The sequence below is a fragment of the Pseudomonas sp. GW821-FHT02A11 genome, from assembly GCF_059421985.1.
Genome location: NZ_JBWKWB010000025.1, coordinates 11,763 through 28,583 on the forward strand (window position 1 = coordinate 11,763; position 16,821 = coordinate 28,583).

A 16,821-nucleotide genomic window follows, 5' to 3' on the forward strand; every position below is an offset into this window, starting at 1 on the left:
GCGACGAGTCCGGCGCTGCAGGCACATCATCATCTGGCTCACCGACTCAGCACATTCAACAAAGCAGGGGTTTTCGGCGCGGCGGTCTGCTCGGACGCTGGCGAATCGTTGCCCGCCAACAACCCGCCGCCCAATGCCACCACCAGTTCGGCGTGCACGGTCAGGCGCGCGGCCTGGACCTGCTGCTGCACCTGTTCCTGATGGAACAGCAGGGTCTGAGCGTTGAGCACGTTGAGGTAATCGGTCAGCCCGCGTTTATAAGCGATCATGGCGATGTCGTAGGTCTTTTGCGCAGCGGCCACCGACTGATCGGCGAACGCCTGTTGCTTGTTCATCGACTCGCGACGAATCAGCTGATCGGAAATGCTCTTGAGCGCGGTCACCAGGGTCTGGTTGTACTGCGCCACAGCGATGTCATAACCGGCCGAGGCCACGCCCAGCTCCGAGCGCAGACGGCCGCCATCGAAGATCGGCAGGGTGATCGCCGGGCCGACGCTGTAGTTGAATTTCTTGCCGGTCAAAAACTCCAGCATGCCGCCGCCGGTGGCCATGTAGCCCAGGCTGCCCATCAGGTCGACGTTGGGATAGAAGCCCGCATGAGCGACATCGATGCCACGGGCCTGCGCCGCCACGCGCCAGCGACTGGCGACCACATCAGGGCGTTGGCCCAGCAACTGCGCAGGCAGCGCTGAAGGCAACGCCAGTGGTGCGCCCAAAGACAGGGTCGGACGTTTGAGGCTCGCGCCCTCACCCGGTCCCTTGCCCGCCAGCGCGGCGATCTGGTTGCGGCTCAGGGCAATGGCTTCGTCCAGTGCGTCGATCTGACGATGGCTTTCCGGCAGCGGTGTTTCGGCCTGGCTGACTTCGAAATGGGTGCCGATGCCGCCCTTCAGACGACGTTGCGCCAGTTCGAGAATCTGTTCCTGCTGCGCCAGGGTCGCTTCGGCGATGTCGCGCTGGGCGTAGTTGAGCGACAGCTGGATGTAGGCGCGGACGATGTTGTCCTGCAACTCCAGCTGCGCCTGACGCTCTTCGGCCGCGCTCATGTGCGCCATATCCAGCGCCTGCTCGGTGTTGTTGCTTTCCTTGCCCCATAGGTCGAGGGAATAGCTCAGGCCGATGGAGGCGTTGTTGTCCCAGGTGCTGGTGTTCGACAGCTCGCCCGGCCCGTAGAACGGGTCAGTCGGCCAGTTGTGGCGTTTGAGGGTGCTGTCGCCATTGATATGCAGGGACTCGGCAGACTCGGCAATACCTGCCATGGCCTTGGCCTGACGCACGCGGGCAGCGGCAATTGCCAGGGTCGGGCTGCCGAGGGCGGCCAGTTCGATCCAGTGATTGAGCTGATCGTCGCCGTAGACCCGCCACCATTGACCGTCAGGCCAGTGGGCGTCTTGGGCGGCTTGCTTGATTGCGTCGTCGGTGGCCAGGGTGTCTGGCGACAACGAGGTGCCTTGAGGTGCAATTGCCCCGGTTCCGATGCAGCCGCTGATGAATAACGTTAAAGCCCAGACACTGAGGGGTTTGAGGCCCCTGACGATGCGACGCGGCACAGCTGCAATTACCCGAATGAGGAGGATATGAAGTGAGCCGCGATTCTAGGATGCGTCTGATTCAGCGATAAGCCGGGACTTCTGTGAATCTTTGTTACGGAACGAGAGATAATCCTTTGGTATGGCTGACATGGATCAGTAACTTCATGTCACAATTTGCCATCTCACCAGAGAACGGCCCATGGACACTCTGCAAAACATGCGCGCTTTCAGTTGCGTGGCTCAAGCGGGCAGCTTCACCGCTGCCGCGGTTCAACTGGACACCACCACTGCCAACGTTTCCCGCGCTGTCTCCAATCTTGAAGCGCATCTGCAAACCCGACTCCTCAATCGCACGACCCGCCGTATTGCCCTGACCGAAGCGGGCAAGCGCTATCTGCTGCGTTGCGAGCAGATTCTGGGGTATGTCGAAGAAGCGGAAGCCGAGGCCAGCGACGCTCATGCACGTCCGGCGGGGCAATTGAAGGTGCACTCGATGACGGGCGTCGGTCAGCATTACGTGATCGATGCGATTGCCCGCTATCGGCGCAATCATCCGGACGTGTCGTTCGACCTGACCATGACCAACCGCGTGCCGGATTTGCTCGAAGAGGGCTACGACGTCTCCATCGTGCTGGCCAGCGAGCTGCCGGATTCGGGGTTCGTGTCCCAGCGTCTGGGCATCACCTACAGCATCGTTTGCGCATCGCCCGCCTACGTCAAAGCCTTCGGCATGGCACACAAACCGGCGGACCTGCTGAATCACGCCTGCCTGCGCCTGGTCAGCCCGGTCTTCCCGCTGGAAAAATGGGCGTTCGACGGTCCGCAAGGCCAGGAAACCGTAACCATCGCCAGCTCGCCGTTTTTGGTGAACTCGGCCGATGCGATGAAAGCGGCGATCAGCAGCGGCATGGGCATCGGGATCCTGCCGATCTACTCGGCCATCGAAGGCCTGCGCAACGGCTCGCTGGTGCGCGTGCTGCCGCAGTACCGCTCCCACGAGCTGAACCTGTACGCCATCTACCCCTCGCGCCAGTACCTGGATGCCAAGATCAAGACCTGGGTCGAATACCTGCGCGGCTCGCTGCCGGAAATCATGGCGGCCCATGAGGCGGATTTGCAGACCCATGTGTTGCCGGAGATGGTGTAACTCGCAACGCCTCTAAACCTGTAGGAGCGAATTCATTCGCGATTGGCCCGTACACCCGACAAATTCCTATCGGCTGTACCACCGCATCGCGAATGAATTCGCTCCCACAGATCTCACTCCGACGTCATTCCTGCGGCAACTCTGCCAATCCAACAACAAGAATGTTAGCTTGCTACGCACTTCCCATCTGAACCGCCCGAGAGAAGCTATCCGATGAAAAAGACCGTCCTTGCCTTCAGCCGCGTGTCCCCGGAAATGGCCGAGCGCCTGCAGCAAGACTTCAACGTGATCATCCCGGACCCGAAAAAGGGTGATCTGAACCAGCAGTTCAACGAAGCCCTGCCTCACAGCCACGGCATGATCGGCGCCGGTCGCAAGCTGGGCCGCGAGCAGCTGGAAAGCGCCGAACAGCTGGAAGTGGTGTCGAGCATCTCGGTCGGTTACGACAACTACGACGTCAGCTACCTCACCGAACGCGGCATCATGCTGACCAACACCCCGGACGTGCTGACCGAAAGCACAGCCGACCTGGGTTTCTCGCTGATCATGAGCAGCGCCCGCCGCGTCGCCGAGCTGGACGCCTACACCAAAGCCGGCAAGTGGACGCGCAGCATCGAAGCGCCACATTTCGGCACCGACGTGTTCGGCAAGACCCTGGGGATCGTCGGCATGGGCAACATCGGCGCGGCCGTGGCCCGTCGCGGTCGCCTGGGCTTCAACATGCCGATTCTGTACAGCGGCAACTCGCGCAAGACCGCTGTCGAGCAGGAGCTGGGCGCGCAGTTCCGCACGCTGGATCAACTGCTGGCCGAGTCGGATTTCGTCTGTCTGGTCGTGCCGCTGAGCGAAAAGACCAGGCACCTGATCAGCACCCGTGAACTGGGCCTGATGAAGAAAAGCGCGATTCTGGTGAACATCGCCCGTGGCCCGATCGTCGATGAACCTGCGCTGATCGAGGCGCTGCAAAACGGCACCATTCGTGGCGCGGGCCTGGATGTGTACGAGAAGGAGCCGCTGGCCGAGTCGCAGCTGTTCCAGCTGAACAACGCCGTCACCCTGCCGCACATCGGCTCCGCCACCCACGAGACCCGCCAGGCCATGGCGGATCGGGCGTACAACAACCTGCGCGCTGCACTGCTGGGCGAGAAGCCGCAGGATCTGGTGAATCAGCAGGTGTGGAAGGGCTGAGCCTCTTCAGGTCCATACGGTTCCACACGGTGGGAGCGAATTCATTCGCGATGACGCTGGTACATTCGCAGGTTCTCTAGCGTCTGTACCGGCCTCTGGCGGATGAATCCGCTCCCACAGTTTTTGCTTTACGCCAATTTGGCCCCCACCGGCACCACCGCCTTGGGCTTTCTGAACACCAGCACATTCCCCACCATCACCAACACCAGCCCCATCAATGCGGGCAGGGTCCATTGGTAGCCTTCGGCAAATGCCGAGACGTTCAGCGCCACCACCGGGAACAGTACCGTGCAATACGCCGCGCGCTCCGGACCCATGCGGCCGACCAGCGTCAGGTAGGCGGTAAAGCCGATCACCGAGCCCGGAATCACCAGATACAGCAGCGAGCCGATGTAACGCGCGTTCCATTCGAAAGCGAACGGCGTGCCGCTGATCAGGCAATAAACGCAGAGCATCGACGCGCCGTAGAGCATCCCGTAGGCGTTGGTGGTCAGCGGGCGCAGGCCGGCTTTCTGTTGCAGGCTCGAGAGCATGTTGCCCGCCGAGAAGCACAGCGTGCCGAGCAAGGCCAGTCCCATACCGATCAGGGTTTCGCGACTGGCGCTGTGCCCCGACAGTTCAGGCCAGAACAGACAGCCCAGCCCCAACAAGCCCAGCGCGCCGCCGGTCAGCACGTTACGGGCGACTTTCTGCTTGAAGAAAATGCGCGCGTTCAGGGCGTTCCACAAGGTCGCCGTGGAAAACACCACCGCCACCAGTCCGCTCGGAATCCAGCGGCTGGCCGTGTAGAAGCACATGAAGTTGACGCAGAACAGGCACACGCCTTGGGCCAGGCAGATCAACTGTCCACGACGGTTGACCTTCTGCAGCTTGCCGCCGGCCAGCAGCATGGCGAACAGAATCAGCGCCGCCAGGCCGAAGCGATAGACAATCGACACCGCAATCGCCACCTCGCCCAATTGCAGTTTCAGGGCGATCCAGGTGGTGCCCCAGATCAAGACGGTCAGCAGATACAGCGTGATGTTCATGACAGGCTCCCCTCATTGAGGCTCCAGTGTGGGCCGGCGCGGGGGACACGATTTGCAAAATCTTGCGCATTTGATCGGTGGCCCGATGGCAGCACAGCGTCTACGGAGTAGGATGCGAGGCACAGCACATCAGCCTTGCGCCGAACCCATGTCGTCACTCGACCAAATTCAGGTGTTTCAATCGCTCAGCAGCTCGCCTCATGCGCAGCTGGAACAGAGCGCATCCCTGGGAGACGGCGTGGTCGCCGCCTTGTGGAACAACCGGCATGACGCTCAGGACTATCACGGCCCGAGCCATCACACCCTGTCCTGCTACATAGCGGGCGGCACTCAAACCTACCGCCGCGATCGGCCAGACCGCAAAGGCGCGCCGGACAAGATTTGCGTCCTCCCTGCCGGGCACCAGTCGTCGTGGGTAGTCAATGGCGACATTCGTCTGGCGCATCTCTACATCAGCCCTGAGCAGTTCGCCCTCAACTGCGTCACGCTGCTGGACCGCGAACCTCGCGAAATGATGCTGCGGGAAAACACCTTCATCGACGATCCGGCGCAGGCCGAGCGTTTTCATCGCCTGATCCGCATGAACTGGAGCGAGCCCGGCGAGCGCCTGCAGACCAGCAGCCTGGCCCATGAACTGCTCGATCACATGACCCTCAGCCAAGTGGGCCTGCGCGATGGCCTGCGTCTGAAGGGCGGGCTGGCGCCGCACATGCGTCGGCAACTGGTGGAGTTCATCGAAACGAACCTGGCCGAGCCCCTGAGCCTGGGGCAACTGGCGGGAATGTGCGCGCTGTCCGAATACCACTTCGCCCGCATGTTCCGCGAAAGTTTCGGCCTGCCACCCCATCAATACCTGCTGGCCCGGCGCATGAACCGCGCCCGGCAACTGTTGCGCACCACGCGCATGCCGTTTGGTGAAGTCGCGCTGGAATGCGGTTTCGCCAGTGCCAGCCATTTCAGCAACAAATTCAGACAAGCCATGGGTGCGACAGCCGGGGAATATCGGTCGGCGTTTGAGTAGCGCGACGCCCCCTATTCCCGCAACAACACGGAACCCTGTGGGAGCCAATGAATTCGCGAGGCATTTGTACAGTCGATGCGCATGTACCGAATGTACCGGCCTCTCGCGAATGAATTCGCTCCCACAGAAGATCGGGGAACACTTGAAAGGACTCAAAACTCCAGCGTCGTGGCCACCACCACCTGCCGCGAATCCCCCATGGACACGAAATACCGACTCACCGCCGAGCTGTAATAGGTGCGGTCAAAAAGGTTCTTCACGTTCAGCTGAACCCTGACATTCTGACCGTCCAGCTTCGTTTCGTAAGTGGCGAAAGCATCGGCGACGGTGTAGCCCGGCAGGTCGAAATCGTTATCCGGGTTACCCGCTCTTTCGCCCACATAATGCGCCCCCGCGCCGACCCGCAGGCGATCACCACCCAACACGGCGCCCGCGTCATACACCGCCGATAGCGAGCCACTGTGTCTGGGCACGTTCTGCAGCCGGTTGCCCTTCAAGGTGGGGTCATCGACCACCCAGGCATCGGTAAACGCATAGCCGCCGATCAGGCTCCAGCGTTCCGACAACTGCCCGCTCAGGTCCAGCTCGACGCCACGCGAGCGCACTTCACCCGCCGTGGAGTACACGGTATTGGCTGTGAGGGAATCGAAATTGGCCACCAGCACATTGCGCTTTTTGATGTCGAACAGCGCCAGGGTGCCGCTGATGCGATCGTCGACGTCCCACTTGGCGCCCAGCTCCCAGGCCTGGGACTGTTCGGGCAGCGTTGCTGAATCCAGTACTGTGCCGCCGGCCAGTGCCGCGATGCTGGAGTTGGGTTTGAAGGATTCGGTGTAGCTGCCGTAAAGCGACAGCTCATCGTTGTAGCGATACACCAGCCCCGCGCGAGGCACCCATTTTTCGCCGTTCAGGTCGGTGTTGCGGGTGAACGGAATGCCCTTGCCCGCTTGCTGATCGAACAGCTGATAGCGCGCACCAACCAGGAAAATCCATTGATCGGTGAGGTGAATCGAGTCCTGAACGAACAGCGAATCACTGCGCAGGATGTCCAGCTGATTGCTGTCCGGGGCGCTGACAAAGGTGCCTTCAGGCTCCTGGCCGTAGACCGGATTCAGGTAACTGAAGGTGGTACTGCTCTTTTGCCGGATCAGCTCGCCGCGATAAATCTTGCGGTATTCATCGTCGGCGCCGAACAGCAGATCGTGCTGCATCCCGGCCCACTCGACATTGCCACTCAGGGTCAGGGTGGTGAAACGGTCGGTGCTCAAGGCATTGCCGGTGCCGTCCATCGAGCGGGTCAGCGTGCCGGTTGCCGGATTGACCGCCGTCACCCGCACTTGGCTGGCGTCGTAGGTTTCGCGGTTGTAGCTGTAACCCAGATGCCCTTTCCAGTTGTCGTCGAACTGATGATCGGCTTCAAAGCGATACAGGTCCGAACGCCCTTCCATGCTGTTGAAGGGCTCGTCCAGACGCCGCGTGGCAGGGATGTTCAGCGGGTGATTAGTGCGCGGGTCGATGGCCGTGCCTCGGTCGAACGGAGAGAGAAATTCGCGATGTTCAAAGGCGGCGAGCAGCTGTGTGTTCTCGCCATACCAGGCCAGTGACGGCGCGACTAACGACTCGCGATGCACGCCGTAATTGCGCCAGTAATCCTCGTCTTCATGATCGATGATCATGCGATAAGCCAGGCCTTGGCCGGGCGCTGCAGCGCTGCCTATCGCGCCAGTGCTGTCCAGCGTGCCGCCGCTGCCGTTCTTGCCCGATCCGTAGCTTGAGCCTCTGGCTGTCAGCGCGTTGTACGCCTGCAACTCCGGGCGTTTACTGACCACGTTGATCACCCCGCCAGGGTCTTGAATGCCGTACAACAGTGAGGCCGGGCCTTTGAGCACTTCGACCCGTTCGGCAGTGACATTGAAGCTGCGGCCCTGCACCACCGGCATGCCGTCGCGCATGATCGAGCCGTCGCGATTGTCACCAAAACCGCGCTTCATCAGGGTGTCCTGGGTGCTGCCGAGGGTGTTGCCCTGGGTGACGCCGCTGACGTTGCTCAGCGCATCGTCGAGGTTGCGCGGCGCCTGATCACGCAGGACCTGCGCAGGCACCACACTGATGGCCTGGGGGGTGTCCAGTTGTGGCGTCGAGGTGCGTATTACTGAGGTGGTTGCAGACGGCTGATAGCTTTCGGCGGCGTTGCGCCGGGAATCGATCTGGGTCAGGCCCAGAGTGATGGCGCCTTCGCTTGGCGCGGGCTCCAGGGTGAAGGTGTTTTCAGTGGCGCGGCGGAAATTCAGCCCGGAATGGCTCAACAACTGACGCAGCGCCTGCTCGGCAGTGAACGTGCCTTTGAGCGTGGGGGCCTGAAGGCCATAGGGCTTGTCCTGGGTGTAAACCACGCTCTGCCCGGTCACCCGACTGAAATCGCTCAGGGCCTGCGGCAAGGGTTTGGCAGGGATCGAAAAGTCATAGGCAGGCTCCGCCGCCTGAACACATGAGGTCCAGACAGCAAGGATCGACAGGCCGAGCCAGACGTTCACCCCGATGTGCCTCCTGTTGATGTGCATGCTTTTCAGGGCACTGGCACCATTTCCTTTGGGAGCGAATTCGTTCGCGAAAACGGGCAGCCCACAGAGTTGAGCCGGCTGTACGACCGCATCGCGAATGAATTCGCTCGCGCAGGGGTGCACTCCGGCTGCAGACTCACTCAACGAATGACGATCACCCGCCCCAACGCTTCGTATTGCTCGAACCCCACCACCGATTTCAACGCCGCCAGCACGGCCACCGGGTCTTTGCTGGGGAAGCTGCCGCTGACTTTTCTGGCGCCAAGCTCATCGTTAAGCACGACGATGCGGCCGGGGTAGTAGCGGCTCAAATCGTTGATCACGTCGGCCAGCGGCGTGCGGTAGTAATTGAGCCAGCCCTGGCGCCAGGCCAGCTGGTTTTCGCTGTCGACGGCTTGAGGGTCGGTAGTGCGGGTCTGGTCGTAACGGACTTGCTGCCCGGCCGTGAGAATCTGCTGCGGCAGTTCGGCGCCGGCCTTCACCCCCACGCGCCCGGACAACACCGTGACCTGCGCCCCGCTTGGCTGCAGGCGCACCTCAAACTGGGTGCCAAGCACCCGTGTTTCGCCCTTGCCGCCATCGACCACGAACGGCTCGCCGGTGTGGGTCACTTGAAAGAACGCCGCGCCACGACGCAACTGAACATGCCGCTCGCCCTTGGCGAAATGCACGGCGATGGCGCTGTCGGCGTCCAGCGTGACTTGCGATTCATCGGCCAACGTCACGGTACGCACCTGCCCCGGCGCGGAAACGTAATCGGCGCCGACATCATCCAGCCAGCGCTGCGGCTGCCAACCGAGCCCAACGCCGACCATCATCACCAGACACGCCGCCATCGCGAGGGCTGCGCCCCATTGCGGCCACGAACGCCTGGGCGATACCGGTGCGTCCATTGCCGCGAGCAAAGCTTGCAGCGCAACAGCGTCTTCAGCCGCAAGCCTCGCTGCAGGCTCCTCGCTCAGCTCCCACATCACCTGGACCTGAGCGTAGGCCTCGGCGTGAGCGGGGTCAGCTTGCAACCAGCGGCTAAAACGCGCCTGATCCGCCGCGCTCGGCTCATCGTGCAGCAGGCTCAGCCAGTTAAGGGCGGCGTCATGTTGCTCAGGGGTAATCATCAGGGCTGGATCCGCAGGCGCTTTCATCGACGAACGTCCTCGGACTTCGCACGAAGGGGAGTCACCCGCGCCGCGTCCTGATCCAGGCTCGCCTTGCAGGCTTGCAAGGCGCGCATCATATGTTTTTCCACCGCGCTTTGCGAAAGCCCCATTGCCTTGCCGATCTCGCCGTACTTGCGCCCGTGAATGCGGTTGAGCAGAAAGATCTGCCGCGTCTTTTCCGGCAGACCGCGCAGCGCCGCTTCGATGTGGCGCAGGTCGTTACTGGCCTCCAGCGCGGCTTGCGGCTCGTCGTTGCGCAGGTCCTGCTCGTCCGGCATCAGTCCTTCATTGATGCGCGCGCGGGTGCCTTCGGTGCGCAGATGATCGATGGCGATATTGCCCGCGCAGCGCAACAGGTAGGTGTTGAGCTCCTCGACCTGCACCAGCGGGCGGCGCCAGAAGCGCACGAACAGGTCCTGCACCAGATCCGCCGCCGTGGAGCGACAGCCGACACGCCGACTCACCAGCGCTTCCATTTGCGGGCGCTGGGACAGGAAGACTTTCAGAAAATGCGCACGCGCCGCCTTCGGGGCGTCCTGATCGTCAGATGACGCGGCGTTCGGCGTGGGAGGGGTGAGGTCGATCATGTCGGGCTCAGGCCAGCAGTTGAAGGCAAGCGGCAACCGGCACGAGCAACGCGCCGATTGCCGCCAACGACAAGGCCAGCCTTGGCCAGTAAGAGATCCCGAACACCAGCAGCAACGCACTGCTCATCAATGCGGCAAACCATTGCACCAGCGCCTGTCCGATGCTCAAGGAACCCATCGCGACCCACAGCGACAGCACCAAGGCGCCCCAGCCGATCAGCTTCAGCCCTCGACTACGCCCAACAGACGGCGCACCGCCGAGCAGATCAGCGTAATGACGGCCCATGGACAGGCACAGCGCGGTGAAGCCGACATAACAGAGCAAGGTGGCCAGCAGCATCAGCGGGCCTCCTGAGCAGTGGAAACAGTGCCAACGCCTTGGTGAGCACGCGAAGGCCCGCCAATCTGAGTGGCGTGGGCATCGGATTCCAGACGCGAATTCGTGGGAGGCAGCTTGCTCAGGAAAGCGACCTTGCCATCGCCACGAAACCTCATCGCGCCCCATGCCAGGAAAATCCCGGTGACCAGCGCCGTCAGATCCAGTGCCGCCAAGGTCATGTAGCCCTGTTTCAGCGAAGCCCACAGGTAACTGCCCGCCGTCGTCATGTCGAGAACCGGCAATGTGCAATACAGAAAGGCCGCCAGGCAAAGCTGCTCACGCCAGGCGCTGCGCCCGTCACGGAAAAACACTCGCACAAAGGCATGCAGCAACGCCGCACCCCAGACATAAAAGAACACCTTCACTTCCCAGTCGCTGCGCCCGGCGAAGCTCACCGGCAACAGGCGATTGGCCCAGAAGAAGCTCACCACCGCCAGCATCAGCCCCGACATGCTGGCGACGTTGAGCATTTCCACCAGCCGCAATTCGAACGGCAAGACCCCGGCCTTGGCGTGCTTGAGCTTGCGTTTGCCCAGCCAGATCACCAGCCCGGTGGCGATCATCGCCGTGCCGCCGAGGCCGGCCAGAAAATACAGCCAGCGCAACAGCGGCCCGGCGAAATGGCCCATGTGCAGCCCGTAGATGCCGCCGGCCAGCAGCAACGCGGCGGCGTTCATGGTGCTCTGCTCCTTGAGCGCGCCGGTGACGCCGTCAAACGTCAGCGCCGTGCCGGGCTCATGGGGGATGTGGTCGCCGCCATGGCGAGTCAGGGTAACGGAGGCGTTGGCGCTGCCGGGGTTGTTCACAGTAATGAGGCCGATGCGGCTGCCCGGCCACTTGTCTGCGGCAACATCGAACATCGGCGCAATGGCTGCCAAGGGTGCGCGCTCAGCCGCAGGGGCTGTGGTCTTGAACGCAGGAAACAGGTCGTCGAAGAACGCCCGTGTGTCAGTGCCGTACGTGGTGAGAATGCTCACCGGCATGACCATCGTCATGAAGATCACCAGGCTGCTGTAGGTGATCATCAGGTGAAAAGGCAGCACCAGCACCGCCACGGCGTTGTGTCCGTCAAGCCAGGTGCGCTGGCCCTTGCGCGGGCGGAAGGTGAAAAATTCCTTGAAGATCTTCTTGTGGGTGATGATCCCGCTGATCAGCGCGACGAGCATCACCATCGCAGCGATCGACGCCAGCCAGCGCCCCCAAGGATAGGGCATCTGCAGTTGGTAATGGAAACGGTAGAAGAACTCACCGCCCCTGCTTTCCCGCGCCTGCACCGGAGCGCCGCTCTGGGAATCCAGCGATCGCTCCTGGAAGCGCCCCTTGGCCGGGATCCAGCTCACTCCCAGCTCGGGCGAGCGCTCATCCGGCAGGCTGATAAACCAGCTTTTCGCATCGCCTGCGTTGTCCTGCAGCCAGTGCTGCGCGCGGTTGATGCTGTCTAGCGCCGTGACTTCGTGGGGGACGATTTCCGGATGCGTCCACTCGCTGATTTCATTTTTGAAATACGAAAGCGTGCCGGTCAGAAAAATGGCAAACAGCAGCCAACCAAACACCAGTCCGGCCCAGGTGTGCAACCAGGCCATCGCCTGACGAAAACCCTCTTTCACAGCAGCCACCGCGCAGTGGCATACACAACCCCCAGCAACGCGCTCGGCAACAATAGCCCCCACCACGCGCGCCACGCGGTGCGGCAGGCGAAACACCACAGCACGGCAGGCAGGTACACCAGAAAGGAAAGGGTCATCGACAGCACCACCGCTTCAACGCGCGGCAATGGCAGAAAATGCGCCAGACAGATGCTCGACAACGCCGCCAGCAGATACCCGCCAATCACCGCGGCAGCCACCCGAGAGGCCACAGCCAGACGCCAACGCGCGGAAACCGCAGCACTGCGTTTGCGAGGCTTGAGGCGTTTTTCAGGCGCAGGAACGCTCACCGATGCAGCCTCCATCAGAGCAAAACTCCGACGGGGCCAACGGCAATTTCGCTGTGCATAAAGTGAATCCGCATGGGGCAAGCTTCCACCAATCTGACGAGCAAACCGACATTGCCTGCAGCGTCCGAACAAAAGAACGCAATATTAATGATAAATATTCTCATATGCAAAATAGCCTGTCTGAATCCCGCGCATTTTGTGCGCTCCTCGCGGGTTGCAACGAGAAACCCCTGACGGACACACCGCTTTTGCCAGCAAGCCGACTCCCGCAATGACGAGACCGACGGTAGAAATATTTCTACTGCGAAATATTTCTCTCACCAAGGGGGTTGAATTGTTCTTCGATCGGCGCCAACACTGTGAGTGAGGGCAGACGAAAATTCACCTTCGTCGAGACTCTCCCGAGCAAGCCAAAGTAAGGGAAGAACTATGCAAATCCAGGTCAATAGCGATAACCACATCGAAAGCAGCATCCGACTGGAGGAGTGGGTACGAACCACCGTTGAAAGCACGCTCGACCGCTACGAAGAAGATCTCACCCGCATCGAAGTCCATATTCGCGACGAAAATGGCGATAAGCCCGGCCCTCATGATATCCGTTGCCAAATGGAAGCCCGGCCCAAAGGACACCAACCTATTTCCGTGACCCACAAGGCCGATACGCTGGATCAGGCCGTGGACGGCGCCGCCGTGAAACTCGATCACGCCCTGGATCACCTGTTCGGCAAACTGCGCAGCAAACGCGGTGGTGCGTACGCCACCAGCGGCGCTGGCAGCCGGGAAACCGAAAACCCCGACGCCCTGTTACAGGAAGAATTTCTCGAAAACGACCAGGCATTGAACGGCTGATTCTTCCGCCTGAAACATCGACTGCCTGATAATGAGGGGCGGGCCTGTGGAGACAGGCCCGCCTTTTTTTATGCCCCGCTCAATACGTCCGACGAACTCAGCCTGTGGGAGCGAATTCATTCGCGATTGGCCCGTACATCCGACAGATTCCTATCGGCTGTACCACCGCATCGCGAATGAATTCGCTCCCACAGGTCCTCATCCGCCGACTAACAACACGCACACAAAGCAGGCGCTCGGCGCGTTAATGGTGCTCGCTGGCAAATTAAGCGGCATTTCGCTAGTACTAAAGCATTAATCCAGAAGACAAAACGCTTCAACGTTGTAGCGCTGAAAGGACTCATGGACCTTCTGATTGCGCCGTTCGTCCTGAATGGCCCGAACCCTGCAAGTATCCCGTCATCGAGCCTTCACCTCTGCAGGCCCGCCCTTTCCGGCTCGATGGGGCCGCTGACTCTCACCCGACGCGAAATTTGCGACCGTCTATCCAGCGTCCAGAACTAAAGGGACTAACCCCAAGTCAACTTATGCAGATCGATAATCAGGTATTAGGCCATGGACAATCCTTTTCAACAGATCACTGATGCTTTTCACCCAGACTACCGGGTCAATCTGAGTATCCAGGGCCTCGACGGCACCATCATGCTGACGCTTTCCAACGATTCAGGCGTGGTCGCTAAACGCTTGATCAGCGCCGAGCAACGCAACTGTCCCAAGCGCTTGCGTCGCTTGATCGAGAGCGTGCAATTCGGCATCGCCATCGAACAGGGCCATAGCGCCATCAAGATCCTCGCAGCCATGACCGATGGCGACCTCAAACAACTTTCGCCACCCCCTGCACGCAATCATTTCCTCAACCGCCCGCAGCTCAACGTGGGTATCTGACAGCCAGCAGGATTGCCCGCATGATGCGAAAACAACGGAGGCGACTCACTGAATCGCCTCCCTTTTCGCAGCCTCTCTTCTTCGCTTGAGAAGAGCCTTAAATCTCCCCCTTCTCCTCGATCACAGCGCCCCTCTTATTGCTGTGCGGATCCGGCACCTTCACCGACGGAAACTGCGACGACGCATAGCGCACCACCAGAATCGCAAACGCCAGCAACAGGATTGCACCACTGAGGTACACCACGCCCAGATCCGGCGGCGCATGGTGCGAAACGTCGGAAATGAGCAGGCGCGTCAGCGCGGTGATCGCGACGTAGATCAGAAAGCGCACGGGCATGTGGTTGGTCTTGAAGTAGATCCCCACCATCGCCCCCAATTCCAGGTAGATGAACAGCAGCAGGATGTCATCGACCGTGATGTGACCCTTGTCGAGCATGCCCAGAAACGCCATGACCGCCGCCCACGCGGTGACGGCGCCGATGGCGAACAGTGCCAGGTAATGGAAGGTTTCGACGAACAGGTTGCCGATGGATTCGGCGCAGCTGTGGACGTGCTGACGAAGGGATTCGGCCCAGTTGATTTTCACGATGCACTTCCTTGAATGACCCGGTACGGATGATGCCGCGCGCCTGTGACGCGCTGATGGCCGTGCATTAAAGGGGCCATCGGCTATGGTTGAGAACGTGACCGGTTGTCGCAAGGGCAGGCCTTGGCGCCGAAAATGCGCGTGAATTGCCACTATTCAACCGGCAGAGATTCCCCTATGCTTGGCACTGTATAAATAAACAGTAAAAGTAAAACGTGTTGCCACCGCGCAACGCAGGTCCTGCGCCACCGCTTCAGCACCACCCTGTTGGCCATCAGACAGCGCAGCGCGCGGGGCCGATCTCAACACACTGGACATGACGACGAGGCCAAAATGGCTGTTGAAACCCTTTACCGCAGTACCCGCGATTTGGAGACTACGTTCGTGGACCGCAAACTCGCCGATGCGCATGATCAAATGCTTGAGCTGGCAGAGCTCCTCACCGACGTGCTGATGAAGAACGTACCGGGCCTTTCCGAGAAGCACGCCGAAGACGCCAGCATTTACATGGCGAAGAACCGCGCGGTGTTCGCAGCGGCATTCAAGAACAACGCCACGGCGCTGAACGAACTGTCCAGCCCGGCCGAGGGCGACAGCGAGAGCTGAGTCGCCCAAGTGTTTTCAAAAGACCTCCTTCGGGAGGTTTTTTTATGCCTGACACTTCGCCAGGCCGCGCAAATTCAAGCCCTGCAAAACAGTCCCCAAAATAGAAACAATGAGTCTCAATTTAGCCTAATTGTTCCCGCATCGATTAGTCCGTAAATTCAGTTCCAAGCCAGCCAACAGGCAGACGACGAACTGCCAGTGGCGACCGAAACTACCGACCTTTTATCGAATTCAAAAGGAACACGACATGTCTACTCGCACCCCGAGCACCTTCAAGAAAGCACTGACCGCTACCGTTCTGGCCCTGTCCATCGGCAGCGCCTTCGCCGCTGAAACCGCCGTCCCAGAGCATCAGACGCAAGCCTTCCTTAATGCACTGGCCGCGGGGGGCGGTCGGCCGCTGGAACAACTGAGCCCCAAAGATGCACGTGCCGTGCTGACCGGTGCACAGAACTCGGTGAAAGTGGACATGTCGGGCATTCAGGTCAGCGAGAAGACCATCCAGGCCGACGGTCAGAACATCAAGCTGACCATCGTGCGCCCAGCCGGGGTCAAGGGTGAACTGCCGGTGTTCATGTACTTCCACGGTGGTGGCTGGGTGCTGGGCGACTACCCGACTCACGCTCGCCTGATTCGTGATTTGGTGGTGGGCTCGGGTGCGGTGGCCGTTTACGTCGATTACACCCCATCGCCGGAAGCGCACTACCCGACTGCGATCAATCAGGCCTACGCCGCGACCCAATGGGTCGCCCAGCACGGCAAAGAGATCCACGTCGACAGCTCGCGTCTGGCAGTGGCCGGCAACAGCGTCGGGGGCAACATGGCGGCGGTCGTGGCCCTCAAAGCCAAGGAACAAGGCACGCCGAAACTGCGATTCCAGCTGCTGCTGTGGCCGGTGACCGATGCGAACTTCGACACCGGGTCCTACCAGACCTACGCCGAAGGCCACTTCCTGACCAAAAACATGATGGCCTGGTTCTGGGACAGCTACACCACCGACGCCAAACAGCGCGCCGAGATCTACGCGTCGCCGCTGCGGGCCACGACCGAGCAGCTCAAAGGTCTGCCGCCAGCACTGGTGCAGACAGCCGCCCTGGACGTGCTGCGTGACGAAGGCGAGGCTTATGCCCGCAAGCTGGATGCCGCCGGAGTTGATGTCACTGCCGTGCGCTACAACGGCATGGTCCACGACTACGGCCTGCTGAACCCGCTGGCCAACATTGCTGAGGTCAAGGCGGCCATGCGTCAGGCGGCAGGCGAACTGAAAGCCCACCTGAACTGATCCACAGGCATCATCAAGCCCCCGAAGCGATCCTTTGATCCTTCGCGGGCTTTTGCGTGGCGGCGAGAAATGCCGTT

16 protein-coding genes are annotated in these 16,821 nt (G+C 60.9%); 7 read left to right on the top strand and 9 right to left on the bottom strand.

The features are described from left to right. Positions 1 to 38: 38 nt before the first annotated feature. The gene (locus AC07V9_RS24590; RefSeq protein ID WP_495018237.1) at positions 39 to 1,550 is read right to left on the bottom strand and encodes an efflux transporter outer membrane subunit; all 1,512 of its coding nucleotides are present in this window, start codon (positions 1,548 to 1,550) and stop codon (positions 39 to 41) included. Between the two features lie 181 nt (positions 1,551 to 1,731). Here AC07V9_RS24590 and AC07V9_RS24595 point away from each other — a divergent pair, with 181 nt between their 5' ends. Both AC07V9_RS24595 and AC07V9_RS24600 read left to right on the top strand, forming a co-directional pair. After that, the gene (locus tag AC07V9_RS24595) at positions 1,732 to 2,679 is read left to right on the top strand and encodes a LysR family transcriptional regulator (protein WP_495018238.1); all 948 of its coding nucleotides are present in this window, start codon (positions 1,732 to 1,734) and stop codon (positions 2,677 to 2,679) included. Between the two features lie 213 nt (positions 2,680 to 2,892). Then, entirely contained in the window at positions 2,893 to 3,867 is a 975-nt protein-coding gene (locus AC07V9_RS24600) for a 2-hydroxyacid dehydrogenase (RefSeq protein ID WP_495018239.1), read from the top strand. A gap of 128 nt (positions 3,868 to 3,995) precedes the next feature. Here AC07V9_RS24600 and AC07V9_RS24605 read toward each other — a convergent pair whose 3' ends face one another. Then, on the bottom strand, positions 3,996 to 4,895 hold the full coding sequence (locus AC07V9_RS24605; protein ID WP_495018240.1) for a DMT family transporter: 900 nt from the start codon (positions 4,893 to 4,895) through the stop codon (positions 3,996 to 3,998). Between the two features lie 148 nt (positions 4,896 to 5,043). Between AC07V9_RS24605 and AC07V9_RS24610 the strand changes: the two genes are divergently transcribed. Then, positions 5,044 to 5,916: a helix-turn-helix domain-containing protein gene (locus AC07V9_RS24610; protein ID WP_495018241.1), complete on the top strand. Its 873-nt coding sequence runs from the start codon at positions 5,044 to 5,046 to the stop codon at positions 5,914 to 5,916. A 152-nt stretch (positions 5,917 to 6,068) separates the two neighbouring features. Here AC07V9_RS24610 and AC07V9_RS24615 read toward each other — a convergent pair whose 3' ends face one another. The 6 genes from AC07V9_RS24615 to AC07V9_RS24640 all read right to left on the bottom strand — a co-directional run bounded on the left by AC07V9_RS24615 (position 6,069) and on the right by AC07V9_RS24640 (position 12,551). Next, the gene (locus AC07V9_RS24615; RefSeq protein WP_495018242.1) at positions 6,069 to 8,477 is read right to left on the bottom strand and encodes a TonB-dependent siderophore receptor; all 2,409 of its coding nucleotides are present in this window, start codon (positions 8,475 to 8,477) and stop codon (positions 6,069 to 6,071) included. Between the two features lie 140 nt (positions 8,478 to 8,617). Further along, on the bottom strand, positions 8,618 to 9,619 hold the full coding sequence (locus AC07V9_RS24620) for a FecR family protein (protein WP_495018243.1): 1,002 nt from the start codon (positions 9,617 to 9,619) through the stop codon (positions 8,618 to 8,620). Then, complete coding sequence (locus tag AC07V9_RS24625) at positions 9,616 to 10,221, bottom strand: RNA polymerase sigma factor (protein ID WP_495018244.1); 606 nt, start codon at positions 10,219 to 10,221, stop codon at positions 9,616 to 9,618. Before AC07V9_RS24625 ends, AC07V9_RS24620 begins: the two co-directional genes overlap by 4 nt. A 7-nt stretch (positions 10,222 to 10,228) precedes the next feature. Next, positions 10,229 to 10,561 carry a DUF3325 domain-containing protein gene (locus AC07V9_RS24630; protein WP_495018245.1) on the bottom strand — a complete coding sequence of 111 codons (333 nt, stop codon included), beginning with the start codon at positions 10,559 to 10,561 and terminating at the stop codon, positions 10,229 to 10,231. Next, positions 10,561 to 12,207 (bottom strand): PepSY-associated TM helix domain-containing protein, encoded by a 1,647-nt coding sequence (locus AC07V9_RS24635; RefSeq protein ID WP_495018246.1) that lies wholly within the window; start codon positions 12,205 to 12,207, stop codon positions 10,561 to 10,563. Before AC07V9_RS24635 ends, AC07V9_RS24630 begins: the two co-directional genes overlap by 1 nt. Further along, positions 12,204 to 12,551, bottom strand: coding sequence for a DUF3649 domain-containing protein (locus AC07V9_RS24640; RefSeq protein WP_495018247.1), 348 nt, complete (start codon positions 12,549 to 12,551; stop codon positions 12,204 to 12,206). The genes AC07V9_RS24635 and AC07V9_RS24640 overlap by 4 nt, the downstream gene beginning before the upstream one ends. 414 nt (positions 12,552 to 12,965) lie before the next feature. On the opposite strand from AC07V9_RS24640, the gene AC07V9_RS24645 reads away from it, so the two are divergent. Together AC07V9_RS24645 and AC07V9_RS24650 are read left to right on the top strand one after the other, a co-directional pair. Further along, positions 12,966 to 13,385, top strand: coding sequence for an HPF/RaiA family ribosome-associated protein (locus tag AC07V9_RS24645; RefSeq protein ID WP_495018248.1), 420 nt, complete (start codon positions 12,966 to 12,968; stop codon positions 13,383 to 13,385). Between the two features lie 555 nt (positions 13,386 to 13,940). Next, entirely contained in the window at positions 13,941 to 14,270 is a 330-nt protein-coding gene (locus AC07V9_RS24650; protein ID WP_495018249.1) for a DUF3509 domain-containing protein, read from the top strand. Positions 14,271 to 14,367: 97 nt separating this feature from the next. Here AC07V9_RS24650 and AC07V9_RS24655 read toward each other — a convergent pair whose 3' ends face one another. Then, on the bottom strand, positions 14,368 to 14,856 hold the full coding sequence (locus AC07V9_RS24655; RefSeq protein ID WP_495018250.1) for a phosphate-starvation-inducible protein PsiE: 489 nt from the start codon (positions 14,854 to 14,856) through the stop codon (positions 14,368 to 14,370). A 333-nt stretch (positions 14,857 to 15,189) separates the two neighbouring features. On the opposite strand from AC07V9_RS24655, the gene AC07V9_RS24660 reads away from it, so the two are divergent. Both AC07V9_RS24660 and AC07V9_RS24665 read left to right on the top strand, forming a co-directional pair. Continuing rightward, the gene (locus AC07V9_RS24660) at positions 15,190 to 15,462 is read left to right on the top strand and encodes a YebG family protein (protein ID WP_495018251.1); all 273 of its coding nucleotides are present in this window, start codon (positions 15,190 to 15,192) and stop codon (positions 15,460 to 15,462) included. Positions 15,463 to 15,709: 247 nt separating this feature from the next. Continuing rightward, positions 15,710 to 16,744 (top strand): alpha/beta hydrolase, encoded by a 1,035-nt coding sequence (locus tag AC07V9_RS24665; protein ID WP_495018252.1) that lies wholly within the window; start codon positions 15,710 to 15,712, stop codon positions 16,742 to 16,744. Positions 16,745 to 16,821: the final 77 nt, after the last annotated feature.